The organism is Gemmatimonadales bacterium (genome assembly GCA_030697825.1).
In the GTDB taxonomy this organism is placed as follows: domain Bacteria; phylum Gemmatimonadota; class Gemmatimonadetes; order Gemmatimonadales; family JACORV01; genus JACORV01.
The window spans coordinates 1-20,045 of sequence record JAUYOW010000094.1; the positions used below are offsets into that span (position 1 = coordinate 1).

The window sequence follows — 20,045 nt, forward strand, 5'->3', positions numbered from 1 at the left end:
GGCGCCCTCGCGCGCGACGTGGAGCACATGCAGCGCACCCTCATCCTGGGCGGCGCCACCGTCCTCACCTTCACGCTCCCGGACCTCACGCCCGTTCTGCCGCTCGCCAGGCCGATCGCCGGGCGCATCCGCCTGCTGAACGAGACGCTGCGCAGCGTCTCGGCGTCCACCGGCGCCGTTCTGGTCGATCTCGCGGCGCATCCGGTGGCCTCCGACCCGCGGCTCTGGAGCCCGGACCGGCTGCATGCCAACACGGTCGGGCACACCCGGATCGCCGCGGCGCTGGCCCACGCGCTCGGACTTCCCGGGACCGACGACGCGTGGGCGCAGCCGCTGCCGCCGGTGGCGCCGCCCACCACGCGCGAGCGGATCGCCGCGGAGATCCAATGGGGGCGCCGCTATTTCCTGCCGTGGGCCTGGGGGCACGTCAGGGGCGGCTCGTCAAGCGACGGCCGCGGGCCGAAGCGCCCCAACCTGGAGCCGCTCTGAGAATCTGGATCGATGCCGACGCCGCGCCGCGCAACGTGAAAGAGCTCGTCTTCCGCGCCGCCAACCGCCTCCAGGTGCCCACGGTACTCGTGGCCAACCAGCGGCTGAACCCTCCGCCGGGCAATCCCTTGGTCACGGCCGTCCGGGTCGAGGGCGGCCCCGACGTCGCCGACCGGTACATCGCCGAGAATGCCGAGGCCGGCGACCTGGTCGTCACCCAAGACATTCCGCTCGCGGCGCTGTTGGTGCCGATGCAAGTCGCCGTACTGGATCCCCGTGGCGACGAGCACACGCTCGAGACGATCGGGGAGCGGCTTTCGATGCGCGACTTCTCGGACCAGTTGCGCATGGGCGGCACAGTGACCGGCGGCCCTCCCCCTTTTGACACCCGGGCCAGGCAGGCCTTCGCCGCGGCCCTGGACCGCGTGCTGACGCGGCTGCTGCGGTCGCGTCAGGACGTGCGTTGACGGCCACCCCCGCGTAGGTTGGGGTGCCACTGAGGAGGAATGCCATGCGATACCGAGCGATGCTGCTGTGCCTGCTCTTGTCCGCCTGCTCGAAGCATGATACGCCGAGGATGCAGAACGCGGACACGCTGACCCAGCGCCAGCACGACAGCGTGATCGGGGCGTCCGGGTTGCCCGGGGCGCCGGGCATCTCGAAGGCCCAGGGGGCGCAGGACCTGGAGAACGCGCACGTCGCCCAGGCGGAATCGATCGCGCGGGCCGATTCGATCTAGGTCGTCCTGCTGAGCGCCATGATCGATCCGCTGGTGAGAACACCGTAGCGGAGGGCGGACAGGCGGCCCTGCAACCCCAGGCGGGACGCCATCGAGTCCCGCCTAGGACCCATCGAGGCGGTCCAGCCGCCACTCCCTGTTGAACAGCTCCGCGTCGAGCTCGCACTTGGGGCACAGCCCGCCGGCCGACTCGTGCGGGTCCAGGATGGGCTCAGTGCAGTTGGAGCAGCGCACCCAGTTGCCGATCTCGGCAACCATCAGCTTGGTGGTCATGGCTGGTTCCTTTCCGCCTCGTCCCCCGAATTCGCCCGGGAGCGGGCCATGAGTCCGGCGAAGGCGCGGCACGTCCGCTCCCTCGCGTCAGGGTCGTTCAGCAGTCGCGTGGACAGGTGCCCGGAGAGCATCAGGCCGTACATCTCGTGGGCGAAGAGCCGGGGGTCGAGATCGGCCCGGAACTGGCCACGCTTGATCGCGCTCTGGGCCGCCCGCGCCAGGGTGTCGAACCACTCGCCCTGAAGCTTGGCCAGCCGGTCCCGCACCGGACCCGGCCGGTCGTCCAGCTCGAAGCTCGCCGCCACGAAGAAGCAGCCGCCCGGCAACGCGCTGCGCTCCGGCCAGTCCAGCCAGTGATCGAAGATCGCCCGGACCCGCTCTTCACCCGCCGGCCGCGTGAACGCCGGCTCGATCACCGTCTGCACGAACCGGAGACGCACGAACTCGAGCAGCTGGAGCTGGAGCGCTTCCTTGGACTTGAAGTGCGCGAAGAGGCCGCTCTTGGAGAGCGCCAGATCCACGGCCAGCCGGCCAATTGTGACACCCTCGACTCCAAGCTGGCTGGCGAGCCTCCCCGCGTGCTCGAGGATCGATTGGCGAGTCTCCGCGCCTTTGCTCATGGTCGCCATAATAGCACGATCGTTCGTTTTGTCAAGATAAGGGAGCAGTGTCGAATTGATGATGTGTTGATATCGTGACGGTAGTAGTTATGATGTCGCAATGGTGTTCTTCTCGAACAGCTCCCTCGTCATGCTGTAACGAGCCACCCCCTCCTCCGATCCGGGGCCCTCGAAGCCGAAGCCGAGCTTCGCGATCACGCCCCGGGACGGCACCAGGTCAGGATACGTCTCTGCGCACACCCGCGTAACCTCGGGATGCCCGAATGCCCAGCCGACCAGCGCACGAGCCGCCTCCGTCGCGTACCCCGCTCGCCGATACTGCCGCATGACGGAGTAACCCACCTCGGCCGTCCCGTCCTGAGTGGGTCTGCCCTTGTACCCGCCGCAGCCGATCACGACGCGTCCTCCGTCCGCGTCCCGCCGCAGCACGAAGTACCACGTCCACCACCCCTCAGAGTCCGTCCCCTCGGCCAGCCGCTCGGCCGTGTACTCCCACACGTCCTCCGTCAGCTCGGGAGGCCAACCGTCCGGCACGCGCGCATCCAGCAGCCGTGCCCAGCGATCCGGCTCGTCGATCTGCGCCCGAACCGAGGCATGCGTCGCGGCGACCAGCTCCAGCCGTTCTGTAATCAGCCGTAGCTCGCTCACCGCGCCGCAACCTCTCCGGAGCCACGGGAGGTACCGCTCCCCGCTCCCCGCTTCCGTGAGGAACGGCTCCCGGCTCCCGGCTCCATCAGCGGGAACCCCCACGCCTCACCTCTCTCACCTCTCTCACCTCTCTTCACCTCTCCCCTCACCTTTCCCCTCACCAACATCGTCCCCTGGCAGCTCGCCGCGCCGCATCGACACGCGTACCGGGTGAACGCCTCCACCTCGCTCTCGCCGGCCCAGCTCAGCCCGTAGTCGTAGGTCAGCTCCTCGCCCGCCTCGATGTCCCGCGAGGCGACGATCCAAATCTCGCCCTCCGCGTTCCACGCATCGCAGTTGGGGTCGCACGAGTGGTTGATGAAGCGCGCATCGCCGCCGCCCTCCGTCGCGTCGATCACCGTGTGCTCGTCCACCGTGAAGAGGAAGGTGTGCGTGGACCCGTCGTTGTAGATGCGGTCGGCCACCTCATGCGTGATGCGCGCGCCGGTGTATTCGACGATCCAGGTGCCCTTGCGGATCCGGCGCGTGGCGAACGCGCCCTTCCCCTGGATGCCGGAGCCGCGGATCACGAAAGGTGGGTGCCTGGGCGCGCGGGCCACGAGCGGAAAGCTAGGACCGCGCGTCTTCGGTCACAGCGGTCACTCCCTTACGATCGCGTACACCAGCTCATCCACCGGTTTGCCGGCCTTCAGGATGCTCTTGCGAAGGCGCCCCTCGAACTGGTAGCCGGCCTTCTCGATTACCCGCGCCGAGGCGGCGTTCCACTCGAAAGCGATGGCCTCGAGGCGGTGGAGCCCAAAGGTCGAGAAGGCATACTCGGTCATCGCGCGCAGGACCTCCGTAGCGATGCCACGTCCCCAGTACGCCTCGCCCAGCCAGTAGCCTATCTCGGCGCTGCCGTGGTACTCCCCCTCGCCCGGCTCGATACCGATAGCTCCTATCGCCGCGCCGCCGACGTCGATAGCGAACGAAGTCTCCGGGCGCGTCGCCATGACGCGGCCGAGGTACGCCTCGGCATCCTTCAGCGTGTAGGGGTGCGGAAAACGGTCGCGGACGTTGATCCAAACGCCGCGGCTGTTCGCATGCTCGGCGATGGACTCGGCGTCGCCGGCCCGGAAGGAACGCACTGTGCACCGGTCGAGCTTCAGCTCCACTGGGGTCCCACCTTGCGGTTTCCCGGGATTCGCTGCCCTATAGACGAATATGGCAAAGTTCTCGTCCGACCGCTTTCCGCCGGGGTTCTTCGATCTTCCGAGCGGCGCGGGCGAGACCCTGCCGCTCGAGACCATAGCGCAGTGGACCCACAGCGCCCAGACCCGCGAGGTCGCCCGCGCGATACTCGGCCCGCACACCCTGCGAGGCACGATCGTCTCGTCGGATTCGGCGGGGCTGACGCTGATGACGCACGAGCGGCCACTGATCGAGATCCTCGCGATGGTGAACCACCCCAAGGAGCTCATCCACGCCCACGGACGCGCCATTCACGGCAGGAGCATCGGGGTCTGGGTCGCGGACAACACCCAGATGTTCTACGACGCGGGCATCGCCGTGGAGCGCATCGTCGCCATGCTGCTCACGGCGATGGGCCGCGTGGTGAAGGAGTGCGAGGTCGGGATCGGCATGGCGGCGCACTCCGGCGAGTTCTTCGAGCTGGGCGCAGGCGTCTACGGCCCCGACGCCGACCGCGTGGAGACGGTGGCGGAGGCGCACACCGAGGGCGGGGAGCTGGTCATCACGGACGACCTGGTGCGGGGGCTGCCGGACGAGCACGGCTTCACGCTCCGCCCGCGCCGCGACATCGCCGCGGCGTTCGGCGGGATCTACCGCGTGACGGGCGGCCCGAAGCTCGAAGGCCTCGACGCCACCGACACCAGGTACCCGGCGCCCTATTCCTCCGATTTCTTCGAGGGGCTCTCGACGTACACGCGCACTCGCCGCGACTCGGTGGCACCCAGGCCCGCCTATCAGGAGCTGGCGGTCGTGCTGATCGAGCGCGAGCGCGAGGAGCCCGACATCCCCGAGGTCGCGGTGCTGAACGACCTCTCCCTCACCGCGGCGACGAAGCGCATCGGGGGCGCGCTGCTACGGGACGTCCAGGGCGCCGAGGTGAAGAACTCCGGCCTCATAGGCATCTACACGTTCCCGGAGTGCCGGGCCGCGGTCGAGTTCGCGCGCGGCTTCCGGCAGGCGCTTGCCGAGCAGGGGATACAGTGCCGGATCGGGATAGACGTGGGGCCGGTGCTGGTCTTCGAGCTGGGGCCGGGGAGCCGAGACATCGCCGGCTCGGCGGTGAACATCGCGTCGAAGCTGGCGCAGGACGTCGGGGAGTTCGGGAAGATCCGGATCAGCGGTGCCGTGGCGAAGCAGGCTGGGGCGAACCGTGAGCGGCCCTCGCTCACCTTCAAGGTCTCCGGGGTCGAGCTCTCCGGGTACGATATCTAGCGGGCGAGGTCGATCCTGGTGATCCGTCCGCCCGGCCCCACGGCCCAGCCGGTGCGCCTCGCGAAGCCGACGCTCCAGTAGGCCAGGGTGTCGAGACTCGTCCAGCTGCCCGCCTCGTCCCCCGAGTAGCTCATCCCTTTCGGCCCGACGGCCACCACCGTGGGCGTACTCGCGCCGGGCACGTACACCGCACCGTACGCGGCCCCGGTGAACGTCGGCGGGGCGGCGATGCGCCAGGTCCGGCCGCCGTCCTCAGTGACCGCGACATTGTCGCTCCGCCCTTCCGCAACGCCAAGTTGGCCGCCTAACGCGAGGCCGCGGGAGGGGTTGCGGAAGGCCACCGCCGCGATCCCCGAGAAGGCGCCGTGCACCACGGGGGTCGGAAACACCTCCCACGCGGCGCCGCCGTCGGTAGTCCGGTAGACCCGGGCTCCCTCGGCGGCGCCGGTCCCCACCCATGCCAATCGGCTGCCGCTCAGGATATAGTCGTCGCGCGAAACGGTGACGCAGTGGCCGCTCGCCGCGAAGGCGCCCTCGCCGGCCAGCGCGGGAGGGATGGCGGCGTCCGGCACCCGCGTCCAGGTAGCGCCGCCGTCGCCGGTGGTGATGATGACGAGGCGGCCATTAACCGCGTCGCTCACCGCGATGCCGTGGTCGCGGTCCCAGAAGTCGAAGCAGTCGAAGAAGGCGCTCGAGTCCGGGTTGGTGAACTGGAGCCGCCAGCTGCGCCCGCCGTTCGTCGTCTGGTAGATGCGCGAGCGCTCGCCGGGCCCGGCGGCGAGCAGGTAGGCCGTGCGCGCGCTCACCGCGTACACGTCGCGGAACTGGAGCGAGTCGGCGCCGGGGACCGTGGCCGAATGCCAGGTCGCCCCGCCGTTGGTGGTGCGAGCATAGGTGGCGGCATGGCCGCTCACCCAGACCACGCGCTCATTGGCGGCGCTCACCGCCTGAAGCAGCGCGGCCGTCCCGCTGGTCTGGGAGGTGAGTGTGACGCCGGGCACCGGTGACGACGAGACCCGTAAGGCCGGAGCGGCGGCCGGGCCGGCAGCCGGCCGCTCGCCAGGGCTCGCCGCCGGAGGCACGTAGCGCGGCAAGCATCCGGCGACCGTGCCCAAAAGGAGCGCGAGCGCGACGGTCCGGTCCGCGTCGCGCTGCGCCCAGCGCTTCAAGCCGAAGCCCACCGCGAGGGGTCCGATGAACACCGGCCTCTACCTTCCTTTCGGGTCGTCCAACAGGGCGTCCACCTCGCGTCGCGCCTCGAGCAAGAGGTCTACTTCCTTCGCGACCTCATAGGCGAGACCGAGATCCGTGGTGAGGCTCTGCACGCTGCCGGAACCGGCATGCAGGCGCAGCAGGTTCAGCCGGATGGTCTCGAGCGCCGCGACGGTGCTGGCCAACTTGGCGTGGACGAGGTCCCGCTCCTCCTTCACCGCTTCAACGGCATCATCGTGCCGCTGCGCGATCTTGTCCACGTCGTCGCTCCCTGCCGCGGTCCGCTCACGGCCTCCGCCGGGCAGCGCCTCCTGAAGCTCGTCGTGCCGCTTCCGAAGCCGCTGCGCGTCGCCTTCGAGCTTGCGCAGCACGTCAGGGAGGGCCTTCAGCTCCTGACGCGTCTCCTTGGGCAGGCCCTGGTAGAGCTGCTCGGCCGCCATGCCGATGGACAACTCAGTGGGCCGGTGGGTGATCGAGGACGCCAGCATCTTCTGCGAGGCGAACAGCCGCGCGACGCGGAACAGCACCCGTCCGACGCCACTAGTCCATAGCTTGCTGTAGAACTCCGCGTCAACATCCCGGCGGCGCTGGAGGAGGATGAGCGCCCCGATGCCGCTGGCCCAGCCGACGAGCCAGCCTATCAGAGGGATGATCGGCGCCATCACCAACGTGAACTGCAAGGTGAATGTGACGACGGCCGCGCCGAATCCCAGGCCGCTGCCGATCCGCAACAACCGCTCGACCAACGACGGACCGTGGCCGGCGTCAACGGCCCGCTCTTCCCGTCCCTGTTCGATCTCCGCCTTGAAGGCGGGCGCGAGGTCGGAGTGTCCGAAGCCCTGCTTGAGCAGACGCCGCGCGCGATTGACGAGCGCGGTCACCGGCACGAGCGTCATCCCGCCGATCAGTGTGCCGAACGCCGCAGTGACCGACTGGGCCCATCCGCCCACCCACGCGGCGCCGATCAATAACCCGAACGGGTAGATCAGAGCAGCTCCGCCGTCGAGCCGCGCGCTGTGCTTCACGAAGGCGCGCAGCGCGACCGGCAGCTCCCGGCGCTGCTCCAGTGCCAAGCCGAGCTGCTCGCCCACGACCTCGGCGCTCTGCGGCCGCTCCGCCGGGTCTTTCGCGAGGCAACGCTCCACCGTCTGCGCGAGCTTGCGGGGCACCGCGCCCGCGGCGGTCACCAGCGGTCGTGGCGCTTCGGTCACCTGTTTGGCCAGGACTTCGGTCGCGGACCGGCCCTCGAACGCCAGCGCGCCCGAGAGCGCGAAGTACGCCGTGCAGCCGAAGGAGTAGATGTCGCTGCGCGCGTCCACGGTCTTGCCGAGCGCCTGCTCCGGGCTCATGAATTCCGGCGTGCCGGCGATCTCGGGACCCGAGCCCCCGCCCGCAGCCGCAATGCCGAAGTCCGCCACCAGCGCGCGGCCCGTGCCCGTTTCGAGGAGGATGTTGTCGGGCTTCACGTCGCGGTGCACCACGCCGTGCGCGTGAGCGTGGGCCAGCGCCCACGCCACCTCGCGCAGCACCCGCGCCGCCTCGGAGGGCGGCAGCGGCCCGCGCCGCCGCACCCGCTCCATGAGGGTTTCGCCGTCCACGTAAGCCATGGCGAAGAAGACGAAATCATCCACCACGTCAACGACGTGGATCGGGATGATGTTGGGGTGCGAGAGTTTCGCGGCGGTACGCGCCTCGCGAAGGAAGCGATCGCGCAGGGCGGCGTTCGCGGCCATGTCGGGAGGCAGCAACTTGATCGCGACCGGGCGGTCGAGGTCCACTTCCTTGGCCAGATAGACGACGCCCATCCCACCGCGTCCCAGCTCGCGGTCGATCGAATACCGGCCCGCAACGGCGGACTGGAAGGAAAGGAAGAGGGGATCGAGCGCAGCGGTCACCGGGCCGACACTCCTAGCTCTCCGCGAAGGGGTGCCAGATATTACCTTTCCTTCCTCATGAAGACCACACCGCTACTGGCATTGGCGCTGGCGTTGCCCCTGGCGCCCCTCGACGCCCAGACCGCCACCACGCCCCGCGCCCAGCGCATCCTCTCGGACATCCGCTACCTGGCCTCAGACTCGCTCGGCGGGCGATACACCGGCTCGCCCGGCAACGATTCGGCCGCGGCCTACCTCGCGCGGCGGTTCCGGCAGATCGGCCTCGCGCCCGGCGGCGATGGCGGCACGTACCTCCAGGCGTGGACGGTCGGGAACACCACCGGCACGCGACAGGCGGGAGTGGACGGCCGCGCCACGAAGAACGTGGTTGGGATCCTGCGCGGGTCCGACCCACGGCTCGCCGGCCAGGACATTGTGATCGGCGCGCACTTCGACCACCTCGGCCTCGGACCGTTCGGCTCGCTGGCGCCCGATTCGGCCGGCCAGGTCCACAATGGCGCCGACGACAACGCCTCCGGCACCGCCGCCGTGCTCGAAGTGGCCCGGGTCCTGGCGGCCACGCGCCCACGCCTCGCGCGCACCATCGTCTTCGTGCTCTTCAGCGGCGAAGAGGAAGGCATACTCGGGTCCGCGTACTACACCGACCACCCGGCCATGCCGATGGATTCGATGCTCGCGATGCTGAACTTCGACATGGTGGGCCGGATGCGGAACAACCGGCTCCTCGCGCTCGGGTCGCGCACCGCGACGGAGTGGGACGCGCTCCTCGACTCGGTGAACGCGCGCGCGCATCTCGACGTCCGCGCCTCGGGGGACGGCTGGGGCCCGTCCGATCACGCGTCGTTCTTCGCCAAGCACCGCCCCGTGCTGCACTTCTTCACCGACCTGCACGAGGACTACCACCGGCCCAGCGACGACTGGGAGAAGATCAACGCCGACGGGATCGTCGCGGTAGCGGACTTCGCGGCGGACCTGACGCGCCGCCTCGCGGCGCGGCCCTCGTGGCTCACCTTCGTGGACGCGCCTCCGCCGGCGGCCCCCGTTGCCGGCACCGGCGAACGGCCGTACCTCGGGACCATCCCGGACATGACCGACGAGCCGGGCGGCGTCCGGCTTTCGGGCGTTCGCTCCGGGAGCCCGGCCGAAGCCGCGGGCCTGCGCGAGGGCGACGTCCTGACCGCCATCGGAGACCTGGCGATCGCGAACCTCCAGGACTTCCAGAACGCGCTGGTCGCACACCGGCCGGGGGATCGGGTCGAGGTCCGATTCAAGCGGGGCGACCGGACCCAGACCGCGACTGTCATCCTCGGCCGCAGGAGCTAGCCGCGCGCCGGCCCGCCGGCGCGCCGGCGCGCTGTCGGTGATGGACCGCACCGCCCACATCCCCGGCGCTTCCGGCGTGCGACTTTTCGCCCGCTGGTACGGTGACGGCGGTCCCACGATCATCACGCTGCACGGCGGTCCCGGCGCGTCCCAGGACTATCTCCGGCCGCAGTTCGACCTGCTCGCCGCGGGCCGCACCCTCCTCTACTACGACCAGCGTGGCGGCGGGCAATCACCCGTGGAACGCGAGGTCCCGCTCGACTGGCGCGCGCACGTCGCCGATCTCGAAAGGGTGGTGCGAGGACAGGCCGGCGCTCCAGCGACCCTACTGGGCTTCTCCTGGGGCGGGCTGCTCGCACTGCTCTTCGCCCTCGACCACCCGGACCTGGTGGAGCGCCTGGCGCTCGTTGGCCCCGCGCCCACCTATCCTGAGGCCCGCAAGCAGTTCAATGAGGAGTTCGATCGCCGGCAGGCCGCGCCGGAGGTCGCCGAGGCGCGCGCCGAACTCTCCAGGTCCGGCCTCCGCGGGCGTGACCCGGATGGCTTCTGGAAACGCGCGTTCGAGTTGTCGGTTGCGGGCTACTTCAGGGAGCCTTCGCGCGCCAGGAACCTCACGCCGTTCAGAGTCAGCTCACGCGCCCAGCACGCCGTGTGGGACGGCCTGCGCGGGATGGACTTCCGGGACCGCCTCGGCGGTATCCGCGCCGAGACGCTGATCCTCCACGGACGCCACGACCCTGTCCCCCTGGCCGCGTCGGAGACACTCGCGTCGAGGATGCCTGGCGCGCGACTGGTCGTGTTCGAGGACTCGGGACATGCGCTGTATGCGGAGGAGACAGGGAAGTTCGTGAGGGTGCTGGATGAGTTTCTGCCGAAAGGCGGGGTGTAGGGTGTGGGATGTAGGGTGTAGCGTCTGCGGGGACGGCAGCTGATGGGCGCGGAGCGGCCGCTCCCCTGGACCGCGCTGGTCCAGGCGCTCGGCGAGAAGCGGTTCGAGGAGATCCGCGAGGCGCTCGCCGGCGCGAAGACCGACGCCCTGGAGCGCGACGCGTTCCTGCTGAACGGCACGGTCGGCCAGCTGCTGCGCGACCTCGTCCCGGAAGACGCGCCGGCCGAGTCCGTGAACGGGTACGGCGCGCTCCTGCACATGCTTTACGTCCACTGGGGTCGGGCCTGGCCCGTGACCCGCATCGCGGAGCCTGCCCTTCGCGCGGCGCTGGAAGCCACCACACCCTACGCCATGCACCCCAAACCCTTCGTCTCGTACATCCAGCTCCCCGAACGCCTCGTCTGGGCCGAGCCGGAGCGTGGCGCACCGCACGAGCCGGTTGACGGCCTCTTCGCCGTCGCGGCATCGACATCGGTGCGGGTGCTGGCCGTGCTCGGGTTCCGCGCGGAGCGCGAGGGATTCACCACTATCGAATGTGGGCTCGACCTTCCCGCCCCCGCTCCGGGCTTGCGCCCCGACGGCACTCCTGCCTTCACCAGCCTGATCCCCGGCGGCCTTCGTGCGAAGCTGTTCTCGGTGGCCGATCCGCACGAATCCGCGGCGCTCGCGCTGCTCGCCCTCGCCGCGGCGGAGAGTTAGAATCCGGGTGATGGACAAGCACGCCTCCGCGCACGTTCTGGAACAGATCGCGTCGATCCTCGAGCTCAAGGGCGACAACGAATTCAAGGTCCGCGCCTTCCGGAACGCCGCGCGCGCCGTGGAGAGGTTCGCCGGCGACTTCGCGCACGCGGTGCGCACTGGAGAGCTGGGCGACGTCAAGGGCATCGGAACCGGCACCCTGGACGTGGTGCGCGACCTCTTGGCGACCGGCCACTCCACCACGCTGGAAGCACTGCGCCGCGACGTGCCGGACGGCCTGGTCGAGATGATGCGCATCTCGGGCCTGGGAGTCTCGAAGATCCGCGCGCTGCACCAGCAGCTCGACATCTCTACCGTGGCCGAGCTCGAGGTCGCCGCGCACGATGGCCGGCTCGCCGCGCTCCCGCGCTTCGGCAGCAGGACCGCGGAGAAGATCCTGCGCGGGATCGCGTACCTCCGCCGCACCGGCCAGTTCCGCCTTTTCCACCACGCGCACCGGCAGGCGGAGCAGTTGCGCCGCGGCATCCTGGCGTTCCCGGGCGTGTCCGCCGTCGAGATCGCCGGAAGCGTGCGGCGGCGCTGCGAGATCGTGCGCGACATCGACCTGGCCGTCGGGGGAACCGCGGCGCCGCGCGAGATCAGCGAGCGGCTGGCCGGCTTCTCCGCGGTGCGCGACGTCGTTGGAGTGGGCGACGCCGCGTTCACGGTGCACTTCGAGGACGGCACCGTGGCCGACATCTACTGCGGCGCGCCGGAAAGCTTCGGGCCCGTCCTCGCCTGGGCCACCGGCAGCGCGACGCACCTGGTGCAGCTCGCAGCGCACGCGAGCGGTCGTGGCTTCGTGCTCGACGCGTCGGGGCTCTCCAGGGACGGTGACGCCGTGCCCTGCCCCGACGAGGCCGCCCTCTACCGCGCTCTCGGCCTCGGCGTAGTCCCGCCGGAGCTGCGCGAGGGCAAGGACGAGCTCGCGCACGCCGCGGCCGGCACGCTCCCCGTGCTGGTGGACCGAGCCGACCTGTTGGGCTTCCTGCACTGCCACACCGTGTACAGTGACGGGACCAACACCGTGGCGGAGCTGGCCGGGGCTTGCCGGGCCGAGGGGTATCTATACGTGGGCATCACGGACCACTCGGAGAACGCCGCCTTCGCCGGTGGGCTGCGCGAGGAGATGATCGCGAAGCAACACGGGGAGATCGACGCGTTGAACCGGACTTCGCCGGGGATTCGCGTCCTCAAGGGTGTCGAAGCGGACATCCTCGCCGACGGATCGCTCGACTACGGCGCCGAGTTCCTGGACCGGTTCGACTTCATCATCGCCTCCGTCCACTCGCGGCTCGACATGGACGAGCCCGCCATGACCGCCCGCGTTCTCAAGGCGATGGACGACCCGCACATGGCCATCCTGGGCCACCCGACCGGCCGGCTCCTGCTCTCGCGCGATCCATACCCGATCGAGATGCACGCCGTCATCAGGGGCGCGGCCGAGCGCGGCGTCGCGATCGAGATCAACGCCGACCCCCAGCGGCTCGACCTCGACTGGCGGCTCGGCGGGGAAGCCCGCGACGCGGGCGTCGCGATCTCGATCGGCGCGGACGCGCACACCGTCGCGGGCCTCGCCAACGTGGACGTGGGCGTGGGCATCGCGCGGAAGGCCGGCCTCGAGGCGCGGGACATCCTGAACACGCGGGACGTGGAGGGGTTTCTGAAGCATGTCGAAGCGAGAAAAGGGCGGTAAGGCGGTAGGACGGAAGGGCGGTGCGGCGGTATCACGCGATCGCCGGACGAAAGGGCTCGGCCGTCCGGCCATCCGTTCAGCGTCTCAGCGCATCGGGCCGATCGTCGAGCGGCTGTATGCCCGCTTCCCCGAAGCGAAGTGCGCGCTCGACCACCGTGACCCGCTCCAGCTCCTCGTCGCGACGATCCTCTCGGCGCAGTGCACCGACGGGCGCGTGAACATCGTGACGAAGACGCTGTTCAAGCGTTATCGCAGCGCCAAGGACTACGCCGCCGCGAATCCGGCCACGTTCGAGAAGGAGATCCAGAGCACCGGGTTCTTCCGCAACAAGACCAGGAGCATACTCGGCATGGCAAACGCCCTGCTCGGGCGGCACGGCGGCAAGGTGCCCGCCACCATGGACGAGCTGACCGAGCTGCCGGGCGTGGGACGCAAGACCGCCAACGTCATCCTGGGCACCGCTTTCGGGAAGAACGAGGGCGTCGTGGTGGACACCCACGTCGGGCGCATCGCCAAACGCCTTCGACTCACCCGGCACACCGACCCGGTGAAGATCGAGCAGGACCTGATGAAAGTCGTGCCGCGCGCCGAGTGGACTCAGTTCGCGCACACCCTGATCCACCACGGCCGCGCCATCTGCGCGGCGCGCCAGCCGAAGTGCGAGATCTGCCCGATCGCCGACCTGTGCCCGTCGTCGGAGGTGTGAGATGAGCAAGTCTTCCGGCGGCAGCGAGGACGCCCTCCAGCAGCTGAGGGACCGCGACGCGGTGGTCAGGCGCGAAGCGGCCCGCTCGCTGGGCGTCGCCAAGAAGAAGGAGTTCGTGAAGGACCTCAGCCTCGTGCTGGTCGAAGACCCGTCCGCGCCGGTGCGTCGGGCTGCAGCCGAAGCGCTCGGCCTCATAGGCGACCGGAGCGCCAAGGCGGTGCTCGAGCGCGCCGGCGCGTACGACGACGACCACGATGTGAAGAAGGCGGCGGTCGGCGCGCTCACGCGGCTGGGGTTCAAGTCCGGTGAGATGCCGGGAATCCTGCCGACGAGTCGTGAGTGAAAGACGGACGGACCAAGAGACCGAGGGGCGGACCGGAGTTCGCGGCAAACCGCCGACTGGCGCAGGCGGCATGAACCGTCTCGCGAACGAGGCGTCGGCGTACCTCACGTCCGCCGCGCATCAGCCGGTCCACTGGCATCCCTGGAGCGATGAGGCGTTCGCACGCGCGCTCGCGGAGGACAAGCCGATCCTGCTCGACATCGGCGCGGTGTGGTGCCACTGGTGCCACGTGATGGACGGCGAGTCGTACGAAGACCCGGACCTCGCCGCGTTCCTCAACGAGCGTTTCGTCTGCATCAAAGTGGACCGTGACGAGCGCCCCGATGTGGACTCGCGCTACCAGCGCGCCGTGCAGACGCTCACCGGCCAGGGCGGCTGGCCCCTCACCGCCCTCCTGACGCCCGAGGGCGAGGTCTTCTACGGCGGCACGTACTTCCCGCCCGACGGCAGATACGGCCGGCCGGGCTTCCGCGCCGTCCTCGAGCGAGTACTCGAGACCTTCCACGAGCAGCGCGACAAGGTCGCGGCGACCGCCAAGCAGGTGCGCGATCACCTCGGCCAGGCGCTGAACGAGGCGTCGCGCGGCGACCTCTCACCCGCACTCCTCAGCCAGGCCGCCGAGAAGATGGCGCGGCTGTTCGACTGGCGGTACGGCGGATTCGGCACCCAACCCAAGTTCCCGCACCCAGCGGCGGTGGAGTTCCTGCTCGCGCGCTGGTGGGACACCGGCGAACCGTGGCTCCGGGAGCTGGCGGAGAAGACCCTGAGCGGGATGGCGCGCGGCGGCGTCTACGACCAGATCGGCGGCGGGTTCCACCGATACTCAGTGGACGAGCGATGGGTCGTGCCCCACTTCGAGAAGATGTCATACGACAACTCCGAGCTGCTCAAGGCCTACGCGCACGCTTACGCCGCGCTCGGCAACCCGCTCTACCGCGAAGTGGCCGAGGGGATCGTGGGATGGAGCTTCGAGGTGCTGTGCGACCGGGAGCGCGGCGGCTTCGCGGCGACGCAGGACGCGGACGTCGGCCACAACGACGACGGCGACTACTACACCTGGACGGAGGACGAGGCGCGCACCGCGCTCTCGGCCGAGGAGTGGGAAGTCGCTCGGCGGCGGTGGGACATCTACCCGGAAGGGGAGATGCATCACGATCCCGCGAAGAACGTCCTGTGGGTGGCTCGAAGCGTCGAGGCGCTGGCTGAAGAGTTGAAGGTCGAAGAATCGAAGGTCGAAGCGCTGCTCGCGAGCGCCAAGGCCAAGCTGGGGGCCGCCCGAGCGAAGCGGACTGCGCCGTTCGTGGACCGCACGATCTACGTCGGCTGGAACGCCATGATGGCGGAGGCGTTCTTCGACTCGGGTGCGGCGTTGGGTCGCGCCGACTGCGTCGCCTTTGCCCTGAAGACCTGCGAGCGGCTGTGGAACGAAGCGTTCGTCCCCGGCCAGGGGATGCCTCATCGGTTGGCCACCCAAGGTACCGCTCCCCGCTCCCCGCTCCCCCCCGGCCCCTGGCTGCTCGACGACCAGGCCCAGGCGGCCTCCGCGTTCCTCGCCGCGTACGAGCACACCGGCGACGGCAGGTGGCTGGATCGCGCCCGAGAGCTGGCCGACATGATGCTCGCGTACTACCTGGATCCTAATGGCGGCGGCTTCTTCGACAAGCGTGACGCCGAGGGGGCCGGCTTCCTGACCACGCGCTCCAAACCGATCCAGGACGCGCCCACGCCGGCGCCGAATTCGGTCGCCGCACTGGTGCTCCTGAGGCTCCACACGATCACCGATGAACTTCCCTTCCTCCGGGAGGCGGAGAGGTCCCTCGAAGCCTTTGGCGGCGCCGCGGAAGAGCTGGGACTCCACGCCGGCGCCTATTTCCGGGCCCTGGACTGGCTGCTCAACGGTGGCTGTAAGATAGTAGTAGCTGATACTACTACTAGCAGCTCAAATCTTGTCTCGGAAGCAATCGCCTTCTTCCGCCCCCGGAAAGCCGTAGTGCGGAAGGAGTCGTCGCCGGTGCAGGGGGTCGAGCCGCCGGTCGCGCTGGTTTGCGCAGGGAAAGCGTGTGCAGCCCCGGTGAGAGCACCTGCCGATCTTCGCGAGACGCTGGAGACTTTCGGGCGGCGGCGGTAGCATTCCCTGATGCTCGATGAAGCCAAGAAACAGCTCGGTGAAGAGATCGAGCGTCTCAACCACGAACTGAACGTGACCCTCCCCGCGGCCTTCAAGAAGGCCGTCCAGCTTGGCGACCTCAAGGAGAACGGCGACTACCACGCCGCCAAGGAGCGGCAAGCCTTCGTGTCCGCCCGGCTCAACCACCTGCGCCAGCGGCTCGCCAAGATCAACTCAATCGATCTCTCGAAGCTCCCGATCGACGGTGTCGGCCTCGGCTCGAAGGTCGTGGTCGAAGACCAGGCGACCAAGACGACCGAAAACTTCGAGTTGGTCATTCCCGATACCATGAACTTCGACGACCCGACGCAGATCTCCATCGCTTCGCCGCTGGGGCGCGCGATGGTGGAGAAGAAGGTCGGCGATACGGTCGTCGTGCAACTGCCGGGCGGCACGCGAAAGCTCAGGATCCTCGAGCTGGTGACCTTTCACCAGCTCGGGGCCCAGTAGTCCCCACACTACGACTTTCCACTTCCGACATTGAGGGACACGTGAAGAAGCGCTTTGCTTTCGATACCGCGAAGGGGAGCTTCGAGGGGGACCTCTTCCCGGTCGAGGCGCCTGGCACGGTGGCCAACTTCGAGAAGCTCGCCAACAGTGGCTTCTACAATGGCACGCGGTTCCACCGGGTGATCGAGAACTTCATGGCGCAGGGCGGCGACCAGCTGTCCAAGGACGCCAACAATCCGCGGGTAGGCACCGGAGGCCCGGGCTACCATATCAAGTGCGAGACCAAGGGCAACCCGCACAAGCACGAGGCCGGCTCGCTCTCGATGGCTCACGCCGGCAAGGACACCGGCGGCTCGCAGTTCTTCGTGTGCCACGCGAGCCCGACGCACCTGGACGGCGTGCACACGGTCTTCGGCAAGGTGGACAAGGGCATGGACGTGGTCTACAAGATCAAGCAGGGCGACGTCGTCAATTCCATCCGCGTCACCGAGGCGTGAAGGTCCATCTCGCGCTCGCCTGCGATCATGCGCTGATCGACCAGGCCGGCAAGCTTTCCGTGCTGGGGATCTTCGAGCGGATCTGGGTCGAGCGCTTTCCAGCGGTGCATCCGCGGCTGCACCTGGTTCTGCGTCTCAAGGGGCGCCGCACCGAGATCGGAGATCATCCCATCGTGATAACCCTGAACGACGGCGATGGCCGGGAGGTGCTCCGCGGCGATGGTCTGGTGCAGATAGGGGAGCCGCCGGCGGGCATCACGGAAGTCGAGGCTGGCGCGGTGCTGGCTTTCGACGTGCCACTGGAGAAGCCCGGCGTGTATACCTTCGACATCGACGTTGACGGCCAGCTCGCCGCCCAGGTGCCGATCACGGTCAGTCAGATGCCGGCGCCCGCGCACCCGGCGCCGCCATCCATCAACTGAAGGTGCCGGAAGCCGCCCCGCCCGCGCCGAGCTCGCGCTCGACGGCGTAGCGGTCGGCCAGGGCGACCGTCAGGCGGGCGGCGGGGTCGCTCATGGTGCGGCTAGCGCCTCCCCAGTTTCTGCCGCAGCTCGGCGAACCAATTTTCCGCCACGACCAGCGGCGCCGCCCGCATCGCGTCGGACCGCACGCGGCGCGCCATGATGAACCGGCCGTCCGGGCCCACGTCGTACGGAGTGTAGTTCTCGTGGTCCGCCAGGTAGAGGTCGTTCGGGAACCGGAACAGGACCCGCCGCTCGCCGAGCTGGGGAGCCCCGGATGCCGGCGTCACCGGCGTCACCACCATCTCCCGGCTGCCGTTGACGAAGAACAGCTCCCGCCCGTTGCGCGACCACATCGGCGCGACTCCTCCGTTGACGGAGACCTGCCATTTCCCGGCCTGGATGTTGGGAAACGGCCGGACGTAGACCTCGGTCCGCCCGGTCTCGTTGGATTCGTGCGCCAGCCAGCGCCCGTCGGGCGAGAGCGCGATCGCCGCCTCGTCGAACGGTGTGATCAACAGCGGAGCGGGCGCGCTGTCCACGCCCGGCCGCAGCGCGAAGATGTCGCGTCCGCCCGTCTGGCCCAGGGTGCCGCCGGTGCGGAGCACCAGCCACCGCCCGTCCTCCGACCAGATGCCCTCGTAGATGCCCTGCGCCAGATGCAGGACCTGCTCGTCGGCGCCGGTGCCGTCGGCACGCCGACGGTACAGCTCGCCACCACCCGTCCCGTACTTCACGTACATGACCGACCGGCCGTCAGGCATCCAGCGCGGGCGAAACTCGGGCATGCTGTCGAACGTGAGGCGCGACAGCGGTCCGCGCGGCAGCTCCTTGATCCACACGTCGTCGCCGGCGTCGGTGGCGAGCCCGATCGCCATCCGCCTGCCGTCGGGCGACAGCGCCCAGCCGCTGTTGCCGCCGAACACCGTGAGCCGAAATGCCCACGCCGAGTCGGTCAAGGTCGCGCGTCCGGTGCGGTCCACCCACACCATCTCGTACCGCATGCGCGAGGATAGCGAGGAGCCCAGGCGGAGCACGAGCGTGCCCTCCGACGAGATCGCCACCAGCGGGAGGACGTCGTTGAGCACCGAGATGCTGTCGAGCACCGGCACCGGATTGCCGCGCGTGTCGAGCCCGCGCAGGCTGAAGGGAACGGCGAACATCCCGCCGTCTCGGCGCACGTAGATCAGGTCTCCCGTCGGGAGGTACCAGCCCATGGCCGCGCCCGTCACCACCCGGCGCGCTCGCCCCGAACGCAGGTCCAGCGCCCACAGATCCTGCTCGGGGACGCATCCGCCACCCGTGCACCGGCTGAACAGCACGCCGCGGCCGCCGGGCAGCGCCGTGGGATATCGGCCGATGATCGCGGCGGCGTCCGCGGGGTCCGGCTGCCACACGCGCGTGAATGGTCCGCCGACACCGGGAACCAGCCGCAGCTCGCGTGCGCCCGGCGCGACATAGATGATGCTGCCGTCGTCCAGCCACGCCAGGCCGGCACCCGATGCCGAGTCGGCGAGCGTGATGGCGGCCCCGCCGAGGAACGGCAGCTTCTTGAGCTGCCCCCCCTGAACGAACGCGAGCCATTCGCCGTCGGGGGAAACCGTGAAGGTGGAGGCGCCGGTGGTCCCGGCGAGCGGCGTGGCATCGGAGCGGTCACGCGCCTTGACCCAGACCTGTGAGCCGTCGGGGCCGGGGCCCACGAACACGAGGCGGGAGCCATCCGGTGACACGGCGAACGCCCGCTCCACGAGCGGCGCCTGTGCCGGAGGAAGCTCGAGCCCGTACCGCGCCACCGGCCTGAGCGGTTCGCGCCGCGCGAGCGCCCAGATCGCCACGCCGGCCGCGAGTACTGCGAGAAGCCACGGTGCCAGGTGCCGGCCGGCCGCCATCCTCCCGCGCGAGCGGGACGGTGCAAGCGGGGCCGCGGGCGCCGCCTGCGCCAGGGAGACGAACCCCGGCTTCGCGAGCGCCTCCGCGAACTGCGCGGCGGACGCGAACCGGTCGGCCGGCAGCTTCTCGAGCGCCATGCCCACGGCGGCATCGACGTGCGGCGGGATGGTGTGGCGCTGGAGGGTCAACGAGCGCGGCGCCTCGGTCATCACGCGCGCGATGATGGCCTGCGCCGTGGGCCCGGTGAACGGCGGCTCCCCCGTCAGCATCTCGTACAACACGCAGCCCAGCGCGTACACGTCAGCCTTCGGCGTGATCTCCCGCTCGCCCATCGCCTGCTCGGGCGCCATGTAGTGCGGCGTGCCGAGGCTCATCCCCGTCTCGGTCATCCGGGTACCGCCGCCGGCGCTGCTCACCGCCAGCGCGATGCCGAAATCGGCGACCAGCGCCGAGCCGTCGTGCAGCAGGATGTTCTCCGGCTTGATGTCCCGGTGCACGACGCCGTGCCGGTGCGCGTAGTCGAGCGCGCCGGCCACTTCGGTCGCGATGCGGACCGCATCTTCCACC

The 20,045-nt window shown here is 69.6% G+C and carries 22 protein-coding genes; 14 read left to right on the plus strand and 8 right to left on the minus strand.

Features of this window, described 5'->3' with window-relative positions; translation table 11 throughout:
* From Q8Q85_04695 to Q8Q85_04705, 3 genes are all read left to right on the plus strand, one after another.
* On the plus strand, positions 1–489 hold a 489-nt coding region (locus Q8Q85_04695), incomplete at its 5' end, for a hypothetical protein (protein ID MDP3773545.1).
* Complete coding sequence (locus tag Q8Q85_04700; protein ID MDP3773546.1) at positions 387–956, plus strand: YaiI/YqxD family protein; 570 nt, start codon at positions 387–389, stop codon at positions 954–956. The genes Q8Q85_04695 and Q8Q85_04700, both read left to right, overlap by 103 nt.
* 44 nt (positions 957–1,000) lie before the next feature.
* On the plus strand, positions 1,001–1,228 hold the full coding sequence (locus Q8Q85_04705) for a hypothetical protein (GenBank protein ID MDP3773547.1): 228 nt from the start codon (positions 1,001–1,003) through the stop codon (positions 1,226–1,228).
* 102 nt (positions 1,229–1,330) lie between these two features.
* Here the strand turns inward: Q8Q85_04705 and Q8Q85_04710 are convergent, their stop codons facing one another.
* From Q8Q85_04710 to Q8Q85_04730, 5 genes are all read right to left on the minus strand, one after another.
* Positions 1,331–1,501: a hypothetical protein gene (locus Q8Q85_04710; protein MDP3773548.1), complete on the minus strand. Its 171-nt coding sequence runs from the start codon at positions 1,499–1,501 to the stop codon at positions 1,331–1,333.
* On the minus strand, positions 1,498–2,121 hold the full coding sequence (locus Q8Q85_04715; protein MDP3773549.1) for a TetR/AcrR family transcriptional regulator: 624 nt from the start codon (positions 2,119–2,121) through the stop codon (positions 1,498–1,500). The genes Q8Q85_04710 and Q8Q85_04715 overlap by 4 nt, the downstream gene beginning before the upstream one ends.
* Positions 2,122–2,208: 87 nt before the next feature.
* Positions 2,209–2,769, minus strand: coding sequence for a GNAT family N-acetyltransferase (locus Q8Q85_04720; protein ID MDP3773550.1), 561 nt, complete (start codon positions 2,767–2,769; stop codon positions 2,209–2,211).
* Positions 2,766–3,338 carry an SET domain-containing protein-lysine N-methyltransferase gene (locus Q8Q85_04725; protein ID MDP3773551.1) on the minus strand — a complete coding sequence of 191 codons (573 nt, stop codon included), beginning with the start codon at positions 3,336–3,338 and terminating at the stop codon, positions 2,766–2,768. Before Q8Q85_04725 ends, Q8Q85_04720 begins: the two co-directional genes overlap by 4 nt.
* Before the next feature lie 69 nt (positions 3,339–3,407).
* A complete protein-coding gene (locus Q8Q85_04730) occupies positions 3,408–3,923 on the minus strand; it encodes a GNAT family protein (protein MDP3773552.1) in 516 nt (171 codons plus the stop codon).
* A 49-nt stretch (positions 3,924–3,972) separates the two neighbouring features.
* On the opposite strand from Q8Q85_04730, the gene Q8Q85_04735 reads away from it, so the two are divergent.
* On the plus strand, positions 3,973–5,211 hold the full coding sequence (locus Q8Q85_04735; GenBank protein ID MDP3773553.1) for an adenylate/guanylate cyclase domain-containing protein: 1,239 nt from the start codon (positions 3,973–3,975) through the stop codon (positions 5,209–5,211).
* Here Q8Q85_04735 and Q8Q85_04740 read toward each other — a convergent pair.
* Positions 5,208–6,413, minus strand: a complete 1,206-nt coding sequence (locus Q8Q85_04740; GenBank protein ID MDP3773554.1) for a hypothetical protein — start codon at positions 6,411–6,413, stop codon at positions 5,208–5,210. The genes Q8Q85_04735 and Q8Q85_04740 overlap by 4 nt on opposite strands.
* 6 nt (positions 6,414–6,419) lie before the next feature.
* Positions 6,420–8,318 carry a serine/threonine-protein kinase gene (locus tag Q8Q85_04745; GenBank protein MDP3773555.1) on the minus strand — a complete coding sequence of 633 codons (1,899 nt, stop codon included), beginning with the start codon at positions 8,316–8,318 and terminating at the stop codon, positions 6,420–6,422.
* 57 nt (positions 8,319–8,375) lie between these two features.
* On the opposite strand from Q8Q85_04745, the gene Q8Q85_04750 reads away from it, so the two are divergent.
* The 10 genes from Q8Q85_04750 (at position 8,376) to Q8Q85_04795 (ending at position 17,549) form a co-directional block, all read left to right on the plus strand.
* Positions 8,376–9,641 (plus strand): M20/M25/M40 family metallo-hydrolase, encoded by a 1,266-nt coding sequence (locus Q8Q85_04750; protein ID MDP3773556.1) that lies wholly within the window; start codon positions 8,376–8,378, stop codon positions 9,639–9,641.
* 40 nt (positions 9,642–9,681) lie between these two features.
* Complete coding sequence (locus Q8Q85_04755) at positions 9,682–10,530, plus strand: alpha/beta hydrolase (protein ID MDP3773557.1); 849 nt, start codon at positions 9,682–9,684, stop codon at positions 10,528–10,530.
* Positions 10,531–10,572: 42 nt separating this feature from the next.
* Positions 10,573–11,229, plus strand: coding sequence for a hypothetical protein (locus Q8Q85_04760; GenBank protein MDP3773558.1), 657 nt, complete (start codon positions 10,573–10,575; stop codon positions 11,227–11,229).
* A gap of 10 nt (positions 11,230–11,239) precedes the next feature.
* Entirely contained in the window at positions 11,240–12,964 is a 1,725-nt protein-coding gene (gene polX / locus Q8Q85_04765) for a DNA polymerase/3'-5' exonuclease PolX (protein MDP3773559.1), read from the plus strand.
* On the plus strand, positions 12,939–13,670 hold the full coding sequence (nth, locus tag Q8Q85_04770) for an endonuclease III (protein MDP3773560.1): 732 nt from the start codon (positions 12,939–12,941) through the stop codon (positions 13,668–13,670). The genes polX and nth overlap by 26 nt, the downstream gene beginning before the upstream one ends.
* Position 13,671: 1 nt before the next feature.
* On the plus strand, positions 13,672–14,013 hold the full coding sequence (locus Q8Q85_04775) for a HEAT repeat domain-containing protein (protein ID MDP3773561.1): 342 nt from the start codon (positions 13,672–13,674) through the stop codon (positions 14,011–14,013).
* Positions 14,014–14,083: 70 nt separating this feature from the next.
* Positions 14,084–16,141 carry a thioredoxin domain-containing protein gene (locus Q8Q85_04780; protein ID MDP3773562.1) on the plus strand — a complete coding sequence of 686 codons (2,058 nt, stop codon included), beginning with the start codon at positions 14,084–14,086 and terminating at the stop codon, positions 16,139–16,141.
* Positions 16,142–16,150: 9 nt separating this feature from the next.
* Positions 16,151–16,630: a GreA/GreB family elongation factor gene (locus Q8Q85_04785; protein ID MDP3773563.1), complete on the plus strand. Its 480-nt coding sequence runs from the start codon at positions 16,151–16,153 to the stop codon at positions 16,628–16,630.
* A gap of 41 nt (positions 16,631–16,671) precedes the next feature.
* Complete coding sequence (locus tag Q8Q85_04790; GenBank protein ID MDP3773564.1) at positions 16,672–17,127, plus strand: peptidylprolyl isomerase; 456 nt, start codon at positions 16,672–16,674, stop codon at positions 17,125–17,127.
* Complete coding sequence (locus tag Q8Q85_04795) at positions 17,124–17,549, plus strand: hypothetical protein (protein ID MDP3773565.1); 426 nt, start codon at positions 17,124–17,126, stop codon at positions 17,547–17,549. Before Q8Q85_04790 ends, Q8Q85_04795 begins: the two co-directional genes overlap by 4 nt.
* A 101-nt stretch (positions 17,550–17,650) precedes the next feature.
* Here Q8Q85_04795 and Q8Q85_04800 read toward each other — a convergent pair.
* Positions 17,651–20,045 (minus strand): protein kinase (locus tag Q8Q85_04800; GenBank protein ID MDP3773566.1); only part of this gene is annotated, 2,395 nt, incomplete at its 5' end.

Excerpts from the sequence above, each read along its gene's own strand:
- Q8Q85_04700 (MDP3773546.1), top strand. The coding sequence starts at position 387 with ATGGGGGCGCCGCTATTTCCTGCCGTGGGCCTGGGGGCACGTCAGGGG.
- Q8Q85_04705 (MDP3773547.1), top strand. The coding sequence starts at position 1,001 with ATGCGATACCGAGCGATGCTGCTGTGCCTGCTCTTGTCCGCCTGCTCG.
- Q8Q85_04710 (MDP3773548.1), bottom strand. The coding sequence starts at position 1,501 with ATGACCACCAAGCTGATGGTTGCCGAGATCGGCAACTGGGTGCGCTGC.
- Q8Q85_04715 (MDP3773549.1), bottom strand. The coding sequence starts at position 2,121 with ATGAGCAAAGGCGCGGAGACTCGCCAATCGATCCTCGAGCACGCGGGG.
- Q8Q85_04735 (MDP3773553.1), top strand. The coding sequence starts at position 3,973 with ATGGCAAAGTTCTCGTCCGACCGCTTTCCGCCGGGGTTCTTCGATCTT.
- Q8Q85_04750 (MDP3773556.1), top strand. The coding sequence starts at position 8,376 with ATGAAGACCACACCGCTACTGGCATTGGCGCTGGCGTTGCCCCTGGCG.
- Q8Q85_04755 (MDP3773557.1), top strand. The coding sequence starts at position 9,682 with ATGGACCGCACCGCCCACATCCCCGGCGCTTCCGGCGTGCGACTTTTC.
- Q8Q85_04760 (MDP3773558.1), top strand. The coding sequence starts at position 10,573 with ATGGGCGCGGAGCGGCCGCTCCCCTGGACCGCGCTGGTCCAGGCGCTC.
- polX (MDP3773559.1), top strand. The coding sequence starts at position 11,240 with ATGGACAAGCACGCCTCCGCGCACGTTCTGGAACAGATCGCGTCGATC.
- nth (MDP3773560.1), top strand. The coding sequence starts at position 12,939 with ATGTCGAAGCGAGAAAAGGGCGGTAAGGCGGTAGGACGGAAGGGCGGT.
- Q8Q85_04775 (MDP3773561.1), top strand. The coding sequence starts at position 13,672 with ATGAGCAAGTCTTCCGGCGGCAGCGAGGACGCCCTCCAGCAGCTGAGG.
- Q8Q85_04780 (MDP3773562.1), top strand. The coding sequence starts at position 14,084 with ATGAACCGTCTCGCGAACGAGGCGTCGGCGTACCTCACGTCCGCCGCG.
- Q8Q85_04785 (MDP3773563.1), top strand. The coding sequence starts at position 16,151 with ATGCTCGATGAAGCCAAGAAACAGCTCGGTGAAGAGATCGAGCGTCTC.